Annotated in this window: 14 protein-coding genes; 9 read left to right on the forward strand and 5 right to left on the reverse strand. The window is 46.3% G+C overall.

All coding sequences use genetic code 11. The features are described 5' to 3' along the window. Positions 1-328: 328 nt before the first annotated feature. The gene (gene typA / locus IJ23_RS07400) at positions 329-2,158 is read left to right on the forward strand and encodes a translational GTPase TypA (RefSeq protein WP_005379276.1); all 1,830 of its coding nucleotides are present in this window, start codon (positions 329-331) and stop codon (positions 2,156-2,158) included. A 72-nt stretch (positions 2,159-2,230) separates the two neighbouring features. Further along, positions 2,231-2,773: an AAA family ATPase gene (locus tag IJ23_RS07405; RefSeq protein ID WP_033905906.1), complete on the forward strand. Its 543-nt coding sequence runs from the start codon at positions 2,231-2,233 to the stop codon at positions 2,771-2,773. A 31-nt stretch (positions 2,774-2,804) separates the two neighbouring features. Here IJ23_RS07405 and IJ23_RS07410 read toward each other — a convergent pair whose 3' ends face one another. Beyond that, positions 2,805-3,446 carry a DUF2959 domain-containing protein gene (locus tag IJ23_RS07410; protein WP_005382972.1) on the reverse strand — a complete coding sequence of 214 codons (642 nt, stop codon included), beginning with the start codon at positions 3,444-3,446 and terminating at the stop codon, positions 2,805-2,807. A 34-nt stretch (positions 3,447-3,480) separates the two neighbouring features. On the opposite strand from IJ23_RS07410, the gene IJ23_RS07415 reads away from it, so the two are divergent. The 3 genes from IJ23_RS07415 (at position 3,481) to IJ23_RS07425 (ending at position 5,855) form a co-directional block, all read left to right on the forward strand. Then, positions 3,481-4,425 carry a virulence factor BrkB family protein gene (locus IJ23_RS07415; RefSeq protein ID WP_033905908.1) on the forward strand — a complete coding sequence of 315 codons (945 nt, stop codon included), beginning with the start codon at positions 3,481-3,483 and terminating at the stop codon, positions 4,423-4,425. After that, positions 4,397-4,831 carry a D-aminoacyl-tRNA deacylase gene (gene dtd / locus IJ23_RS07420; protein ID WP_005379282.1) on the forward strand — a complete coding sequence of 145 codons (435 nt, stop codon included), beginning with the start codon at positions 4,397-4,399 and terminating at the stop codon, positions 4,829-4,831. The genes IJ23_RS07415 and dtd overlap by 29 nt, the downstream gene beginning before the upstream one ends. A 106-nt stretch (positions 4,832-4,937) precedes the next feature. Then, a complete protein-coding gene (locus IJ23_RS07425; RefSeq protein ID WP_005379283.1) occupies positions 4,938-5,855 on the forward strand; it encodes a bifunctional GNAT family N-acetyltransferase/hotdog fold thioesterase in 918 nt (305 codons plus the stop codon). Here the strand turns inward: IJ23_RS07425 and IJ23_RS07430 are convergent. The 4 genes from IJ23_RS07430 to hslR all read right to left on the reverse strand — a co-directional run bounded on the left by IJ23_RS07430 (position 5,841) and on the right by hslR (position 11,407). Beyond that, positions 5,841-7,958 carry an AsmA family protein gene (locus IJ23_RS07430; RefSeq protein ID WP_005379285.1) on the reverse strand — a complete coding sequence of 706 codons (2,118 nt, stop codon included), beginning with the start codon at positions 7,956-7,958 and terminating at the stop codon, positions 5,841-5,843. The genes IJ23_RS07425 and IJ23_RS07430 overlap by 15 nt on opposite strands. Before the next feature lie 190 nt (positions 7,959-8,148). Further along, on the reverse strand, positions 8,149-9,777 hold the full coding sequence (gene pckA / locus IJ23_RS07435) for a phosphoenolpyruvate carboxykinase (ATP) (RefSeq protein WP_005379288.1): 1,629 nt from the start codon (positions 9,775-9,777) through the stop codon (positions 8,149-8,151). A 336-nt stretch (positions 9,778-10,113) separates the two neighbouring features. Continuing rightward, positions 10,114-10,989, reverse strand: a complete 876-nt coding sequence (hslO, locus tag IJ23_RS07440) for an Hsp33 family molecular chaperone HslO (RefSeq protein ID WP_005379290.1) — start codon at positions 10,987-10,989, stop codon at positions 10,114-10,116. A 31-nt stretch (positions 10,990-11,020) separates the two neighbouring features. Then, complete coding sequence (gene hslR / locus IJ23_RS07445; protein ID WP_005379292.1) at positions 11,021-11,407, reverse strand: ribosome-associated heat shock protein Hsp15; 387 nt, start codon at positions 11,405-11,407, stop codon at positions 11,021-11,023. Between the two features lie 253 nt (positions 11,408-11,660). On the opposite strand from hslR, the gene gspC reads away from it, so the two are divergent. The 4 genes from gspC to gspF are packed head-to-tail and all read left to right on the forward strand — an operon-like array spanning position 11,661 to position 17,361. Further along, positions 11,661-12,587: a type II secretion system protein GspC gene (gspC, locus tag IJ23_RS07450; protein ID WP_005379294.1), complete on the forward strand. Its 927-nt coding sequence runs from the start codon at positions 11,661-11,663 to the stop codon at positions 12,585-12,587. 36 nt (positions 12,588-12,623) lie between these two features. Then, positions 12,624-14,642 (forward strand): type II secretion system secretin GspD, encoded by a 2,019-nt coding sequence (gene gspD, locus IJ23_RS07455; RefSeq protein ID WP_005379295.1) that lies wholly within the window; start codon positions 12,624-12,626, stop codon positions 14,640-14,642. Continuing rightward, positions 14,642-16,144, forward strand: a complete 1,503-nt coding sequence (gene gspE, locus IJ23_RS07460) for a type II secretion system ATPase GspE (RefSeq protein WP_033905909.1) — start codon at positions 14,642-14,644, stop codon at positions 16,142-16,144. Before gspD ends, gspE begins: the two co-directional genes overlap by 1 nt. After that, positions 16,144-17,361 carry a type II secretion system inner membrane protein GspF gene (gspF, locus tag IJ23_RS07465; protein WP_033905910.1) on the forward strand — a complete coding sequence of 406 codons (1,218 nt, stop codon included), beginning with the start codon at positions 16,144-16,146 and terminating at the stop codon, positions 17,359-17,361. The genes gspE and gspF overlap by 1 nt, the downstream gene beginning before the upstream one ends. Positions 17,362-17,363 lie beyond the last annotated feature (2 nt).

Here is a 17,363-nt window from a genome sequence, read left to right on the forward strand (position 1 = left end):
TGATCTTTGCTTGCACTATTATGGTGCTAAAAATCATTGTTGCACCATAATGTGACAGGTACATTGCGTATTCAGCCCAGTTTTTGAGCAAGAGTCAATTTGAATTATGCATCGATTAGAATAAAGTTGCGTTTAATCAATTCGTTCTGAGGAAGAAAATGGGCATTAAGCGTAAAAATCGCAGAAATGCTCGGGAGTAGATCACATATTTCTAGGCTTTTTGCTAAAATCTGGTACATTATGGCCGTTTTTTTAATCAGCAAATGTCGCCAGAGAGCACCCGTTCTCAGCGTGGAGGCATTTCATCTATCTAAGTGAATCAATATCCATGGCTACTCCACAGATTGATAAATTAAGAAATATCGCGATCATCGCGCACGTTGACCACGGTAAAACCACGTTGGTTGACAAGCTGCTACAACAATCAGGCACGCTTGAGTCTCGCGGTGAAGCTGAAGAGCGAGTCATGGACTCGAACGACATCGAGAAAGAGCGCGGTATTACCATTCTTGCTAAAAACACAGCAATCGACTGGAACGATTACCGTATCAACATCGTAGATACTCCGGGACACGCGGACTTCGGTGGTGAAGTTGAGCGTATCATGTCGATGGTAGACTCTGTACTACTTATCGTTGACGCAGTTGATGGTCCAATGCCTCAAACGCGTTTCGTAACACAAAAAGCGTTTGCTCACGGTTTAAAACCAATCGTTGTAATCAACAAGATTGACCGCCCTGGTGCACGTCCTGATTGGGTTATGGACCAAGTGTTCGACCTGTTCGACAACTTAGGTGCAACTGATGACCAGCTAGACTTTAAAGTAGTTTACGCATCTGCACTTAACGGTTGGGCTTCTCTAGAAGAAGGCGAAACTGGCGAGAACATGGAACCACTATTCCAAACTATCGTTGATGTTGTTGACGCGCCAAATGTTGACCTTGATGGTCCACTACAGATGCAAGTTTCTCAGCTAGACTACAGCTCTTACGTTGGTGTTATCGGCGTGGCTCGCGTAACTCGTGGTAGCGTTAAACCAAACCAGCAGGTAACCATTATTGGTGCTGACGGTAAAACTCGCAACGGTAAAGTGGGTACAGTAATGGGCTACCTTGGCCTAGAGCGTCACGAAGTGGAACAAGCTAACGCGGGTGATATCATCGCAATCACTGGTCTTGGCGAGCTGAAAATTTCTGACACTATCTGTGCACAAAACGCAGTAGAAGCATTACCACCATTGTCTGTTGATGAACCAACAGTAACGATGACGTTCCAAGTAAACACGTCTCCATTCGCGGGTAAAGAAGGTAAGTTCGTAACGTCACGTAACATCCTTGAGCGTCTTGAGAAGGAATTGGTACACAACGTTGCACTACGCGTTGAGCAAACAGACGATCCAGATAAATTCCGCGTATCAGGTCGTGGTGAACTTCACCTTTCTATCCTGATCGAAAACATGCGTCGTGAAGGCTTTGAGCTAGCAGTATCTCGTCCAGAAGTAATCATCAAAGAAGAAGATGGTCAGTTGATGGAACCGTTCGAGACTGTAACGATCGACGTAATGGAAGAGCATCAAGGCGGCATCATGGAGAACATCGGCCTACGTAAAGGTGAGCTGAAAGACATGTCTCCAGACGGTAAAGGTCGTGTGCGTATGGACTTCGTTATGCCATCACGTGGTCTGATCGGTTTTCAAACGGAATTCATGACACTGACTTCAGGTTCAGGTCTTCTTTACCATACGTTTGATCACTACGGCCCTCACAAAGGCGGTAACATCGGTCAACGTGTAAACGGTGTACTAATCGCGAACGCGATGGGTAAAGCGCTAACTAACGCACTGTTCAACCTTCAAGAGCGTGGTCGTCTATTTATCGGTCACGGTGTTGAAGTTTACGAAGGTATGGTTATCGGTATTCACAGCCGTGACAACGACCTAACGGTAAACGCACTGAAAGGTAAGCAGCTAACCAACGTTCGTGCATCTGGTACCGATGACGCACAGGTTCTTACTCCGCCAATCAAGATGACTCTTGAGCAAGCACTAGAATTCATCGATGACGACGAGCTAGTAGAAGTAACGCCTGAAAGCATCCGTATCCGTAAGAAGTTCCTAACGGAAAGCGACCGTAAGCGTGCTTCTCGTGGCGCGAAATAATTTTCGTTAAGCGATTCAATTAAGAAGAAGCCTCGAGTTATGCTCGGGGCTTTTTGTTTTCTGGAGTTGAATATGAACCCGATTATTATCACCGGTGGGCCTGGTGCGGGAAAAACAACATTGCTGAATGCGCTAGACGCGTGTGGTTACGCCACGTTTCCTGAAGGGTCTCGCGACTTGATTGAGCAGCAAAGCCAGTTAGAAAATGGTATTTTGCCGTGGACGAATTTACCTGGGTTTGCCAAGTTATGCCTTGGGTTGATGGACAAACAAAAGAGTGATGCGCGTTGTCATGATGTTGCGTTTGTTGATCGCGCCATCCCCGACATCATTGCATACCTACAAGTGGGCGGCTGTAAGGTTGACCAAGCTTTCTTAACCGAAAGCGCTGGGTACCATAGTCAGGTGTTTACTTGTCGACCTGAAGCATCCATTTACGTACAAGATGAAGTGCGTCCGCACAGCTTTGAAGAAGCATTGGAGATTCATCAGTCGTTAGTGAGTGTCTATACTGAGTTGGGTTATGAAGTGGTAGAAGTGCCATGGGGAACTGTACCAGAGAGGGTAGGCTTTGTTCGAAGTGTCATCGGTTTACTCGGTGAGGTCGCCGACTAAAACCTCCTCACTTGGAGGAGGTCTAAATCATTTACTTTTGATTGAGCTTTTGTAGGAATTTATCGGACTCTGCAATCGCTTCGTTCATTTGTTTGATCGCAAACTGAATGTCTTTCTCTAAGCTAGAGAACTCACCTTGCAAAGAACCAATCGCACTGGCGTTAAGGTTGTGTTTTAAGTACAACGTGTTGTCACGTAGCGTATCCAGTACCGGTGTCATCTTTTTCTCTGCACGCTTCATAGCGCTAAGCATGGTTTTGTACGAGGCTTTGGTTTCACGTAGTTTTTGCTCGCTTGAACGACGCAGTTTCGCACTCGAGTACAGCTCTAGCTCATCTTGCCACTCATCAAACAGTGCGCCGGATACGTCTTCAATCGCAGCAATACGGTCACGTACGTCTTGAGCCGCTTTTTCGCTATCTTCGTATTTGTCATTGATGTTGTTGTAGACATTTTCTAGCTCACCACCATCAAAGTTGGTGATCGCAGATAAGGCTTCAAGTGCACTGGTGAATTCTTCTTGTGCATCTTGTTGAGATTCTTTGGCATCTTCGACGCGGTCGACCATAATATCTCGTTTATGATACCCAACCTGCTCCATTGCTGAGTAATAAGCAGATTGACACCCTGTTAAAGTGAAAATTGATAGTACAATTGCTAATAAATAAGGCATTCTTATGTCCTCGGCGCTAATTATGGGATGAACTATGAACCAGTTATCAGAGAGTTACAAGGCGAGATTAATCAATCTACTGCCAAGTTGCGTCGCGTTTTTTACGTACCTTCTTAAGCGATTAACGCATGACCGTGTGAATGTGAACGCGGGCTATCTTGCCTACATTACCTTGTTGTCTATTGTGCCAATGCTGACGGTATTGTTATCAATATTGTCGAAATTTCCCGTTTTTGCGAACGTTGGTGAGGTGCTGCAAGGCTACATTATTGAGAATTTTGTGCCGGCTTCTGGAGAAGCTGTACATACGGCATTACAGGAATTTGTGGCGAATACGGGCAAAATGAGCGCGGTTGGCGGTGGGTTTTTATTCATTGCCGCAGTCATGCTGATTTCCAACATTGATAAGAACTTAAACTACATTTGGCGAGTTAAAGACAAGCGCCGTTTAGTCTTTTCATTCTCTATGTATTGGATGGTACTCACGTTAGGGCCGATCATGGTCGGTGCGAGTATTGCGGCGACGTCGTACGTGACTTCGCTGCAAATTTTAGAGAACGAGACATTATCTGGTGCGTTTAATTTATTTCTGCGTTGGCTACCGTTGTTGCTGTCCTTTTTTGCTTTTCTTGGCTTGTATATTCTAGTGCCGAATAAAAAAGTACACCTCGCTCATGGTGCCATGGGGGCAGCAGTCGCCGCGATACTGTTCGAGTTGAGTAAAAAAGGCTTTGCACTCTACATCACTCAGTTTCCGTCTTATCAGCTCATCTACGGCGCGTTAGCGGCGATTCCTATCTTATTTGTTTGGGTGTATTTATGCTGGATGATCGTGTTATTGGGGGCGGAAGTTACGGCTGCGCTTGGTGAGCGAGAGCACTGGAGTGAAGATTTAGACATGATACACTCGACCGCTGAATCTCAGTTAACAGATGAAGGAAGCGAGAGTAGTGATAGCGCTAATTCAACGAGTCAGTGAAGCAGCCGTCCGTGTGGATGGTGAAGTCGTAGGAGAAATTGATCGTGGTCTGCTGGTCTTATTGGGCGTAGAGAAGGACGACGATGAAGCTAAAGCAAAGCGTTTAATGGAGCGTGTTACAACCTACCGTGTGTTCGAAGATGACGAAGGCAAGATGAACCTAAACGTTAAACAGGTGGAAGGTAAAGTGCTGGTGGTTTCTCAATTTACGCTGCCTGCGGATACAAAAAAAGGCACGCGAGCTGGCTTTTCTCGCGGTGCGCATCCTGTTGATGCAGAGCGCTTGTATGATTACTTTTCTGACTTGTGTGAAGAAGTCTTACCCACACAGCGTGGCCGCTTCGCTGCCGATATGAAAGTGTCTTTGGTGAATGACGGTCCAGTGACGTTTTGGTTGCAGGTCTAATCTGGTAACACAGGCGCCATAGTCTAAGCTTTAACTCCAAGATCATGGAATTGGCTTGGAGTAATTTTTCCGACACTGATTAGTGTTGTGCTTTCAAAGGATTGATATGTTCAAACTCATTACTCCCAAAACCGATAATCAGATAAACAAGTATTATCAGTTTCGCTGGCAACTGCTTCGTGAGCCATGGCGTATGCCGATCGGCTCAGAGCGCGATGAATACGACGAAATGAGCCATCACCGCATGATTGTTGATGGACGAGGTCGTCCTATGGCGATTGGCCGTTTATACATTACACCGGATAATGATGGCCAGATCCGCTACATGGCGGTTAAAAATAATCGCCGTAGCAAAGGAATGGGTTCGCTGGTTTTGGTTGCACTAGAGTCGTTAGCGCGCCAAGAAGGAGCGAAACGCTTGGTGTGTAATGCCCGTGAAGATGCCATCGCCTTTTATGAAAAAAATGGCTTTGAGCGTCGAGGCGAGCTAACCGATGAGCGTGGCCCTGTGCGCCATCAGCAAATGGTGAAGCAACTGGATCCGATGGCCAATGTGTTACGTCGCCCTGAATGGTGTACTGAGCTTCAACAGCGCTGGGAGCAACAAATCCCAATTAGCGACAAAATGGGGATCAAAATTAATCAGTACACGGGTTACCAGTTTGAATGCTGTGCGCAGCTTAATCCTAACCTTAATCCGCATAACACCATGTTCGCCGGGTCAGCTTTTACCTTAGCAACCTTGACAGGGTGGGGGATGACGTGGCTGCTGCTTAAAGAGCGTGGGTTGCACGGTGATATTGTGTTGGCCGACAGCTCTATTCGTTATCGTCAACCAGTCGAACAAAACCCCGTGGCGAGTACTTCGTTGGATGGGATCAGTGGTGACCTAGACCGATTGGAGTCGGGACGCAAAGCACGCATCGTTATTCACGTAGTGATTTATAGTGGTGACACGCCAGCTGTGGATTTTGTCGGTACCTATATGCTGATACCGAACTACTCGCAGTTACTCAGTTGCTGATGGGGTAAGCGCCGACTGATCTGCTGGGCGCTTATCTGTTTCACCTTCTTGCTCTGTCGGTGAGAGGGTTTGTTCTGCTGCGGAATTCGTGTCGGGTACTTCATCTTCTTCGATAACTTCTTCGTAAAGCTCTTCCTCTTGAGTCTCCAAATTGATGTTATCAATTACGATTGGCTGCTCGATGGAAGGTTCATTTTTCTGTGGAGTCTCAATATCAGTAGGCTCGGCCAGTTTTGATGCGTTCACGCACTCATTACGGTGGGTTTCGCCACTTAGTAGATCGCCTTCAATGTTTCCGCACGACTCTTCCAATTGATAAGTAATGCCACTTAGCGGGTTGTTGGCCATATCAAATGTTCCCCAAACCTTACCACTTATGGCTTTTCCTGAGATGGTGACCGGCGTTATGGCAACTTCCCCTCGTTGCGCGCTTAAACGCAGTGGACTTAAGGTAATGGCTTTGAGCGAATGATCCGCTTGGGACTTCAAGCGGGTATCTCGGAGATTGGCTTCCACTTCACCCGATAAGCTGTAGGCCAGCATGTTGCGATCACCTGATAACCCTTGTAGATCGAGGCTGAGATCGGAAAAACCATCAATAGCCAGTGTGTCGGGTAAAAAATAATCGTGGAAGAGCGATAAGGGAATACCATCAGCATTGACGTTGAGCGCCCAAGGTTGGCTCGGGGTACTCAAATCTATTTGTCCGATGCCTTCTACGTAGCCTTGCTCGAGTGGCGCAAAAAGGCGAGTCAATTGCCAAAAGCCATCTTTGCTTTGCATGGCAAGTGCTGCGTGAGATGTGAGTATTTGGTCATAGCTGGCGTTGACAACGCTGACTTCCAATTCGCCTTGCCAAAGGCCCCAACGTTGAGCAGACTGTTTAATATCAAGCTGTTGCCCTTCGATATTTAAACCGGAAAGTTGCCAATAAGGTTCGTGAGATAGCTGGATAATTTGGCTGCGCTCAATGTCGAGTCGTTCGATTGCAACATGCTCTAACTCGCTGGTGGCGGCGTGCCACCAATTTAGGTTGTCTTCTGGCTGTGTTGCCCACTTGAGGCCTTGAATAGAGGCTTCTTTGAGCTTCCATTGTGTTGGCGTGAACAATCCAGAAACTTGCACTCGACCTTGCTGCCAATCTAAGCTGAGCTCGTTGAGCTGGATTACTCCTGGCTCGATAGCGGCACTCAAACGTGGCTCTATTGCGGTTTGCTGCTGGAATCGAACGCTATCCGCCTGCAATGACACTTGAGCTTTTGTCTTCCAGAGAGACAGTGGCAGCGTGGCGTTTTCCACAGAAAGATCCAAGTTCTGCCAGTGCCAGTCGCCCCATTCAATATCGGCGTTAAGCAAATCTAAGCTATTAATATGATTAATGCTAAATGGTAGATCGTGCCAAGGTTTTGCAAGCAGTGATTGGCGCTGCGTATTACTCAGTTTCAGCTTGTTGATGGTCACATTTACTAAAGACCAGCCTTGAGGATACTGCTCCCCTTGCCCAGATATTTGACTGTTACGCCAGTTAAAAGAGGTGCCATAAAGCGTACTGTCTTGCGGTTTGTAGTCTATATCGACTAAGACTTGATTAAAGGCTTCGCCATTCCAATAGAGTTGGTCAGCTGCAAGTTGAACTTCGCCATATGGTATTAAATGACCATTCCATTGTGGTGATTGAATTTGAAGGTCAATGCCATTGGCAGAGAACTGCTCGTCGGCGTAATCAATATTTTTGAGCGCGATTTGATGGAATAAAACGTTGTCTAAAGGTGGGAGCTTTGGTGCGCCATACTGCAAGCTCATACCATCAATCAATAAACTATCAACGATCCATTTACCATCGCGATAAACATCGGGATTCATCCATAAATCGACTTGCTCGATGTAAGACGCATCGTCTCCGCTGGTGTTCACGCGTTGTAAAGTTAGGTGATAGGGAAAGCCATAACGCACGCTTCCGGCCCGGAAGGGAAGAGAAAAGGTGTTTGACAGCAAGCGCCAGGTTGCGTCCGCGTAAGATGTTGTTAGCAGCGCAATCGTAGCGGCTGGAATGGCAACTAAGATAACCAGTAACAGAAGTAGAACTCGACGCGCTGTTTTCATCTTTGCTAGAACCTACGTGTGTTATGAAATAAAACTAGATAGGCTTTAGCTTGTATCAATATTCTGTGGTATTCAATAAAAAGCCCCTCAAAAGAGGGGCTTGAAGCAATTTTTGTAACTTGGCCTACGTAAAGGTGATAAGTTAATGCCAACTTTTCACTGCGTTTACGCGACGTCGCTGTTACTCGATTTAATCAATCTGAGGACCAGCCGCAACCAGGGATTTACCTTCAGCGTTGTCTGTGTACTTATCAAAGTTATTGATAAAGCGCGCTGCTAAATCTTTCGCTTTGCTTTCCCACTGAAGTGGGTCAACGTACGTGTCGCGAGGGTCTAGAATGCTAGGATCCACACCTGGTAGTGACGTTGGTACTTCAAGGTTGAAGATTGGAATGTGCTTAGTTGGTGCTTCTTCAATCGAACCATCAAGAATGGCATCAATAATTCCGCGTGTATCTTGAATAGAGATACGTTTGCCAGTGCCGTTCCAACCTGTGTTCACTAGGTAAGCCTCAGCGCCTGCTGCTTCCATGCGTTTAACCAGTACTTCTGCGTATTTAGTTGGGTGAAGCGTTAGGAACGCCGCGCCGAAACAAGCAGAGAAAGTTGGTGTTGGCTCAGTAATACCGCGCTCTGTTCCCGCTAGTTTGGCGGTAAAGCCAGACAGGAAGTGGTACTTAGTTTGCTCAGGTGTCAATTTAGATACTGGAGGCAGTACGCCAAATGCATCGGCTGATAGGAAGATCACTTTATTCGCGTGACCGCCTTTTGATACTGGCTTAACGATATTATCGATATGGTAGATAGGGTAAGAAACACGTGTGTTTTCTGTTTTCGAACCATCATCAAAGTCGATAGAGCCATCGCCACGTACTGTTACGTTTTCTAGCAGTGCATCACGACGAATTGCGTTGTAGATGTCCGGCTCCGCTTCTTTCGAAAGTTTGATGGTTTTTGCGTAACAACCACCTTCGAAGTTGAAGACACCGTCATCATCCCAGCCGTGCTCATCATCACCAATTAGCGCACGTTTAGGATCAGTCGACAGGGTCGTTTTACCCGTACCAGATAGACCGAAGAATACCGCTACATCGCCATCTTTGCCCATGTTAGCGCTACAGTGCATTGATGCGATGTCTTTTAGTGGAAGGAAGTAGTTCATCATGGCGAACATACCTTTCTTCATTTCACCGCCGTACCAAGTACCACCGATAAGTTGCATGCGCTCGGTTAGGTTAAATACGGTGAAGTTTTCTGAGTTCAGGCCTTGCTCTTCCCATTTTGGATTAGTGCATTTTGCGCCATTCATTACTACGAAGTCTGGTTCAAATGTCGCTAACTCTTCTTCTGTCGGGCGAATAAACATGTTTTTAACGAAGTGCGCTTGCCATGCGACTTCTGTGATAACACGAATGCTCAAACGTGTATCTGGGTTTGCACCACAGTAACCGTCAACAACAAACAAGCGTTTGTTAGAAAGCTGGTTTGTGACCAGTTCTTTTAGCTCGTCCCACACTTCAGGAGTGATTGGCTTGTTATCATTTTTCACTTGATCAGACGTCCACCACATATGTTCTTCTGTCGTAGCGTCTTTGACGATGTATTTATCTTTTGGTGAGCGACCAGTAAAGATGCCAGTGTCAACGGCAACCGCACCTAGTTCAGTAACCACGCCGCGCTCATAACCGGTTAGGTCTTCACGCGTTTCTTCCTCAAACAACATTTCGTAGCTTGGGTTGCGAATAACCTCTTTTACGTTATGCAGTCCGTGCTTGGTTAGATCAAGTGTTGCAGCCTTAGTATGTTCCATAACGGTCATAGGTGCTCCTTATAAGGATTTTGTAGGGATTTTGTAAGAATGTTTTAATTTTAATCTGCTCACCATGCTAGCAACGGGGCGGGGAGAAAACAGGGAGATAGCTCAAAATTTACCCATGATTTCAATAAGGTTTTAGGTAACCCGTCACATATTGGTGGGAATAGTCTATCGTGCACGCAATCCTTTGCGCTAGGGCAAAATCATTATTAATTGTTTAAAATTAAGCAGTTGTTTTATTACGCTTGAGGCTAGTTATTACGAGGGGTTGATCACAAAAAGGCCAGCATTAAGCTGGCCTTTTGTAGGGTAAATTACGTGCTTGATAAGCTATGTAAATTAATGCAGGGTTTTCTTGTCCGTAGAAGCTTGTGCATACAGTTCAGTGACTTCAGATTCGTCGAACGTATAAGTTGTGCCACAGTAATCACAATGTAAAGAAACTGATCCAACTTCTGCCAAAATGTCATAAATTTCAGCTTTCTCAACGGTGATGATTGCGGCACCGCTACGCTCACGAGAACAGCCACAATGGAACTCGACAGGTTGCGGCTCGTACAGACGTACTTTGTCTTGGTTATATAGTCGATACAATAACTCGTTCGCTTCTAAACCAAACAATTCTTCATCTTTTACTGTGTCAGTGAGCTGCTCTAGATGTTCGAAATCATCTGGAGAGCCAGTGCCGTCAGGGATCACTTGAATCAACATACCTGCTGCGTGTGCTTTGCCTTCATGCTCACCAGTGCGGATCCATAGGCGCGTTTTTAACTGCTCTGAGTTTGCAAAGTAGCCTTCTAGCACTTCTGCTAAAGTGTCACCTTCTAGTCCAACGACGCCTTGGTAACGCTCGCCGTTTTTCGGTTCGATGGTGATCACAAGGTAGCCCTTACCCATTAGATCGTGAATGTTTGCGTCATCGGCAACATCGCCTTCCCAGCGAGCTACGCCACGAACACGTTGGTTATGGTCACCGTTGATAACGGCAAGAGACACAGGACCGTCGCCTTGTAGCTGGATGGTGATCGAACCTTCGAACTTAAGAGTGGCAGTTAAAAGAGTAGTTGAAACGAGTAGCTCACCCAGCAGTTTCTCTATTGCTGCCGGATATTCCTTGCTGGAGATAACACGTTGGTACGCTTCATCCAATTGTACCAACTCGCCACGTACTGAAAGATCTTCGAATAGGTAGCGGTTTAAAACATTATTTGCCATGGAGTGCTTTCCTCGTTGGTAATTCCGGCTTTTATTGGTGTTTGAACTTAATGATGTCTCGGCGCTGCTTTTTATCTGGGCGGCGTTCCGGACTTGGGTTGTGGGCATTAAGCTTACGTTGAGTCGCGTGTTCCTCACGTTTCGCGATACTCTCATTGGTTTCGCGATATAAGGTTTGTGCGATGGGAGCGCCTCGGCGTTGATCTGAGATTTGTTCGATGATCACGATTTTTTCTTCGTTGCCTTGACGAAGTCTGACTTCAGCGCCCACTTCAACGATTTTACTCGGCTTGCTTCGTTGGCCATTATAGTGGACTTTACCGCCATCGACCATGTTACGTGCGATGGAGCGGGTTTTGTAAAATCTTGCGGCCCATAGCCATTTATCTAGCCTAACGGCTTCATTTAGGGAACTCATAGAACACTACGCTATCTAATCACTGCCCGAATACGGCAATGAGTGATGGATTATTCACCTACAGATGGAGTCAAGGCGTATTTTTTTCAAGGGAGTTGGCAAAAACTGCATAAGAAAAAGGTATGAAAGACAACTTGTGATATAGTTCACTGCTCTTTGTTGAGTAATAATTTTATTGCAAATTTAGCAATTTAAAGTCGATAGCTATCGTTATAGCTTAAATGACGGACGTTAGAATAAAGGAATCCATTCAGTGAAACGTTTAGAGCTAAGTGCAGGATTATCAAGCAGACCGCTACTGGCTCAGATCAAGTCCAATCATTATACCATTCAAGCCAAACTTAGCTTGTTGCTTACCTGTCTGTTTATTGCGATAACCGGATGGATACTTGGCAAAATTGTGTGGTTAGCCATACCTCAATCGTCGGAAGTGCCGCAATGGCGTCCATCGGCGAGTAGCGTTGCTGCGAGCAATAAAGGCGACGCGATAGATTTTAATGCCCTTCAGAATGCCAACCTATTCGGTAAATACACTGAGCAAAAAGCGGCGGTTGTAGAACAGCCTATTGTTAAAGACGCCCCTAAGACGCGCCTTAACCTTACGCTGGTCGGTGCGGTTGCAAGTAGTGATGCCAACACCAGCCTTGCTGTTATTGCTAACCGAGGTAAGCAAGCTACGTACGGTTTGGGTGAAGAAATCGAAGGGACACGTGCGACACTAAAAGCGGTATTGGTGGATCGCGTCATCATTGATAACCAAGGTCGAGACGAGACCTTAATGATGGAAGGTATAGAATATAAGAAGCTATCTGAATCGCCGCAGGTAGCTAGGGCGCAAGCTCAGCGAGCAGAAGCAGCGACGTCTGACGTTGGAGAGAAATTAGAGCAAATCCGCGAGGAAATTGCGAAAGATCCACAAAGCGTTTTTAAATACATCACCATTTCACCCGTCAAAAAAGACGGAGACATTGTTGGTTATCGAGTATCACCTGGTCGTGATGCCGCATTATTTAATGATGTAGGGCTACAACCTGGCGATATTGCGGTTCAACTGAACGGGATCGATTTAAGTGACCCGTCTTCTTCAGTACAACTGATGCAAGTGATGAGCGATCCGCAAGAATTAAATTTAACTGTTGAGCGAGACGGCCAACAGTACGATATCTATATCCAATTGTAAGACTTAGGCAACCGGCGTAAGTTCAGGGAGACATACGTGAAACATTGGTTCAGCAAAAGTGCTTGGCTACTAGCAGGAAGTTTACTCTGCGTACCAGGTGCAATGGCAAACGAATTTAGTGCGAGCTTTAAAGGCACTGATATTCAAGAATTCATCAACATAGTTGGTCGTAACCTCGAAAAGACCATCATTGTTGATCCTTCAGTACGCGGTAAAATCGATGTCCGCAGCTATGACGTTCTTAACGAAGAGCAATACTACAGCTTTTTCCTTAATGTCCTTGAAGTATACGGTTACGCAGTCGTAGAAATGGACAATGGGGTACTTAAGGTTATCAAAGCAAAAGACTCAAAAACCTCAGCAATCCCTGTGTTAGGTGATGGCAGCGCGCAAGGCGATAGTGTTATCACTCGAGTTGTCGCGGTGCGTAATGTGTCGGTTCGAGAGTTGTCTCCTCTACTTCGTCAGCTGATTGATAACGCCGGTGCCGGTAACGTGGTTCATTATGATCCAGCGAATATTATCTTGATCACAGGTCGTGCGGCAGTAGTGAATCGCTTAGCAGAGATCATCAAGCGTGTTGACCAAGCCGGTGATAAAGAAATTGAATTGGTAGAGCTGCGTAATGCATCTGCTGCTGAAATGGTACGCATTGTTGAAGCACTGAATAAAAGTGCGAATCAGAAAAGCACGCCAGAGTTCCTTGAACCTAAAATTGTGGCCGATGAACGTACTAACGCGATTTTAATTTCTGGTGATCCAAAAGTAAGAGCCCGCTTGAAACGTTTGATTCGTCAACTTGATGTTGAAATGGCGACAAAAGGTAACAACCGAGTTGTGTACCTGAAAAATGCGAAAGCTGAAGATTTGGTGGATGTATTGAAAGGTGTTTCCGATAACCTGCAAGCTGAAAAACAAGCCGGTCAGAAAACATCAGGTGCATCGCGTGGTGAGGTCGTCATTGCTGCTCACGCTGCAACTAACTCGTTAGTTTTAACAGCGCCACCAGATATTATGATGGCATTACAAGACGTCATTTCTCAACTCGATATTCGTCGTGCTCAGGTTCTTATTGAAGCGTTAATTGTCGAAATGTCTGAAGGTGATGGTATTAACCTAGGTGTTCAGTGGGGTTCATTAGAAACGGGTGCTGTAATTCAGTACGGTAACTCAGGAGCCCCGATTGGTCAGGTGATGGTTGGGCTAGAAGAAGCAAAAGATCAAACCCGAACTGAATACTATACCAACTCTAATGGCGAACGAACGCCATATGATGTTACTGAATCAGGTGACTACTCTACGCTAGCGTCAGCACTTAGCGGAGTAAATGGTGCGGCAATGAGTATTGTCATGGGTGACTGGACAGCGCTAATTAGTGCTGTTGCTTCTGACTCCAACTCAAACATTCTATCTTCTCCGAGTATTACCGTAATGGATAATGGCGAAGCATCATTTATTGTGGGTGAAGAGGTTCCGGTTATTACGGGCTCTACGGCTGGCTCAAACAACGACAACCCATTCCAAACGGTTGACCGTAAAGAAGTCGGTATCAAACTCAAAGTAGTGCCACAAATTAACGAAGGTGACTCTGTACAGTTAAACATTGAACAAGAAGTTTCCAACGTATTAGGCGCAAACGGTGCGGTTGACGTTCGCTTTGCTAAACGACAGTTAAACACCTCTGTCATGATCCAAGATGGTCAGATGTTGGTTCTTGGTGGTTTGGTCGATGAACGCGCACTTGAAAGTGAGTCTAAAGTGCCGCTATTGGGTGACATTCCGGTACTGGGTCACCTGTTCAAGTCAACTAGCACGCAAACAGAAAAACGTAACTTGATGGTGTTCATCAAGCCGACGATTATTCGCGATGGTGTGACGGCTGACGGTATTACGCAGCGTAAATACAACTTTATTCGCGCAGAACAGCTTTATAAAGCGGATCAAGGGTTGAAGTTGATGGCAGACGAGAAGATCCCGGTTATGCCTGCCTTTGGCCAGGAGCGTCAGCACCCAACAGAGATTCAAGCGTTTATTGATCAAATGGAAAACAACTAATGGTTGATATGTTAGACACAGCGCCAAGTATGCGTCGTCTGCCATTCAGTTTTGCCAACCGCTTTAAACTGGTGCTGGAGACAGAGCATCCTGAGCGTCCACCTATTCTTTACTATGTCGAGCCGCTTAACCCTGCGGCTCTGGTTGAAGTCCGTCGTGTATTAAAGAAAAGCTTCGTACCGCAACCTATCGATAAAGAAGCCTTTGATAAAAAGCTGACTGAAGCATATCAACGCGACTCGTCTGAAGCGCGTCAGTTGATGGAAGATATTGGTGCTGATAGCGATGATTTCTTCTCTTTGGCTGAAGAACTGCCGCACGATGAAGACTTATTAGAATCGGAAGACGATGCGCCAATCATCAAATTGATCAACGCCATGTTGGGCGAAGCGATCAAAGAAGGTGCGTCGGATATTCATATTGAGACGTTCGAGAAAACCCTTTCGATTCGTTTCCGTGTCGATGGCGTATTGCGTGAAGTCCTGACTCCAAGCCGTAAGCTAGCGCCTTTGCTAGTTTCTCGTGTGAAGGTTATGGCTAAACTAGATATCGCAGAAAAGCGTGTGCCTCAAGATGGCCGTATTTCGTTGCGTATCGGTGGTCGTGCGGTGGACGTGCGTGTATCTACGATGCCGTCCTCACATGGTGAGCGCGTGGTAATGCGTTTGTTGGATAAAAACGCGACTCGTCTTGATTTACATAGTTTGGGCATGACACCTTCAGTGCATGACAACTTCCGTCACTTGATTGGCCGCCCTCACGGTATCATCTTGGTGACGGGCCCGACAGGTTCTGGTAAATCAACCACCTTGTATGCTGGCTTGCAAGAGATCAATAGCAACGAGCGCAACATTCTAACGGTTGAAGACCCGATCGAATTTGATATTGATGGCATCGGTCAAACTCAGGTGAACCCAAAGGTCGATATGACGTTTGCGCGCGGCTTGCGTGCCATTCTGCGTCAGGACCCGGATGTGGTGATGGTCGGTGAGATCCGTGACTTAGAAACCGCACAAATTGCAGTGCAAGCGTCCTTAACGGGTCACTTGGTAATGTCTACTCTCCACACCAACACCGCAGTGGGTGCGATTACGCGTCTACGTGATATGGGTATTGAGCCATTCCTTATTTCTTCTTCGTTATTAGGGGTGCTAGCGCAGCGCTTAGTTCGAACGCTTTGTCCAAGCTGTAAAGAGTCGTATGAAGCCGATGCGGAACAGAAAAAACTGTTTGGTATGGAAGCGCATGAACCGTTAGAACTGCACCGAGCAAAAGGCTGTGAAGCGTGTAACCAAAAAGGCTACCGAGGTCGAACAGGTATCCACGAGCTCATTATGGTTGATGAGCAAGTGCAAGAGTTGATTCATCGAGAGTCTGGTGAACAAGAAATTGAGAGAGCCGTTCGCGCCCATACGCCAAGTATTCGCAGTGATGGTTTAAGCAAAGTACGTCGTGGTATTACGTCACTTGAAGAAGTGATGCGAGTGACGAAGGAAACCTAATGGCGGCATTTGAGTACAAAGCGCTAGATGCAAAAGGCAAGCATAAAAAAGGCACGATAGAAGGGGACAACGCCCGACAAGTGCGCCAGCGACTCAAAGAGCAAGGGATGATCCCGATTGAAGTGGTCGAGACGAAAGCTAAATCGGCTAAGTCTTCAGGTTCAGTCAGCTTTAAGCGCGGCATCTCGACATCTGAGCTGGCACTCATCACACGGCAATTGTCTACGCTAGTCCAATCAGGAATGCCTTTGGAAGAGTGTTTGCGTGCGGTCTCTGAGCAGGCTGAAAAGCCGAGGATTCGTTCTATGTTGGCTGCGGTTCGCTCGAAAGTAACTGAGGGTTATCCGCTTGCCGACAGTTTTGCCGATTACCCACACGTGTTTGATGAACTGTACCGCTCCATGGTTGCGGCGGGTGAAAAATCAGGTCACCTCGATACCGTATTAGAGCGTTTGGCAGACTATGTCGAAAACCGCCAAAAGATGCGATCTAAATTGCTTCAAGCCATGATTTATCCTGTAGTTTTGGTGGTATTCGCGGTTGTCATCGTTTCGTTCTTATTGGCGACAGTGGTTCCTAAAATCATTGAACCCATCATTCAGATGGGCCAAGAGTTACCTCAATCGACGCAATTTTTACTGGCAGCCAGTGAGTTTGTGCAAGATTGGGGGCTGATTATTTTCGTTGTGCTGGTGGTGCTTTTCTATGGCCTCAAACTGGCGTTGCAAAAGCCAGACTTTCGCTTAGCTTGGGACAGAAAAATCTTGAGCTTACCGCTAATAGGTAAGATCTCTCGAGGTTTGAATACCGCACGATTCGCACGAACGCTTTCGATCTGTACTTCCAGTGCGATTCCAATTCTAGAGGGTATGCGCGTTGCGGTAGATGTTATGTCTAATCGTTATGTGAAGCAGCAAGTGTTGCTTGCAGCGGATAACGTTCGAGAGGGCGCTAGTTTGCGTAAGGCGTTGGACCAAACCCGCTTGTTTCCACCAATGATGCTACACATGATCGCCAGTGGTGAGCAAAGTGGTGAATTAGAGAGCATGTTGACGCGGGCAGCCGATAACCAAGATCAAAACTTTGAATCAACAGTCAATATTGCTCTGGGTGTGTTTACTCCTGCGCTGATTGCATTAATGGCTGGATTAGTGTTGTTCATTGTGATGGCGACCTTGATGCCAATGTTAGAAATGAATAACTTGATGAGCGGATAATT

This window comes from Vibrio sp. OY15 (assembly GCF_000742455.1).
Lineage (GTDB): Bacteria > Pseudomonadota > Gammaproteobacteria > Enterobacterales > Vibrionaceae > Vibrio > Vibrio alginolyticus.

Bases quoted from the DNA above. Each gene is read 5' to 3' on its own strand.
- gspF (WP_033905910.1), top strand. From the start codon at position 16,144: ATGGCGGCATTTGAGTACAAAGCGCTAGATGCAAAAGGCAAGCATAAA.
- IJ23_RS07405 (WP_033905906.1), top strand. From the start codon at position 2,231: ATGAACCCGATTATTATCACCGGTGGGCCTGGTGCGGGAAAAACAACA.
- gspE (WP_033905909.1), top strand. From the start codon at position 14,642: ATGGTTGATATGTTAGACACAGCGCCAAGTATGCGTCGTCTGCCATTC.
- hslO (WP_005379290.1), bottom strand. From the start codon at position 10,989: ATGGCAAATAATGTTTTAAACCGCTACCTATTCGAAGATCTTTCAGTA.
- IJ23_RS07430 (WP_005379285.1), bottom strand. From the start codon at position 7,958: ATGAAAACAGCGCGTCGAGTTCTACTTCTGTTACTGGTTATCTTAGTT.
- IJ23_RS07410 (WP_005382972.1), bottom strand. From the start codon at position 3,446: ATGCCTTATTTATTAGCAATTGTACTATCAATTTTCACTTTAACAGGG.
- IJ23_RS07415 (WP_033905908.1), top strand. From the start codon at position 3,481: ATGAACCAGTTATCAGAGAGTTACAAGGCGAGATTAATCAATCTACTG.
- hslR (WP_005379292.1), bottom strand. From the start codon at position 11,407: ATGAGTTCCCTAAATGAAGCCGTTAGGCTAGATAAATGGCTATGGGCC.
- typA (WP_005379276.1), top strand. From the start codon at position 329: ATGGCTACTCCACAGATTGATAAATTAAGAAATATCGCGATCATCGCG.
- pckA (WP_005379288.1), bottom strand. From the start codon at position 9,777: ATGACCGTTATGGAACATACTAAGGCTGCAACACTTGATCTAACCAAG.
- IJ23_RS07425 (WP_005379283.1), top strand. From the start codon at position 4,938: ATGTTCAAACTCATTACTCCCAAAACCGATAATCAGATAAACAAGTAT.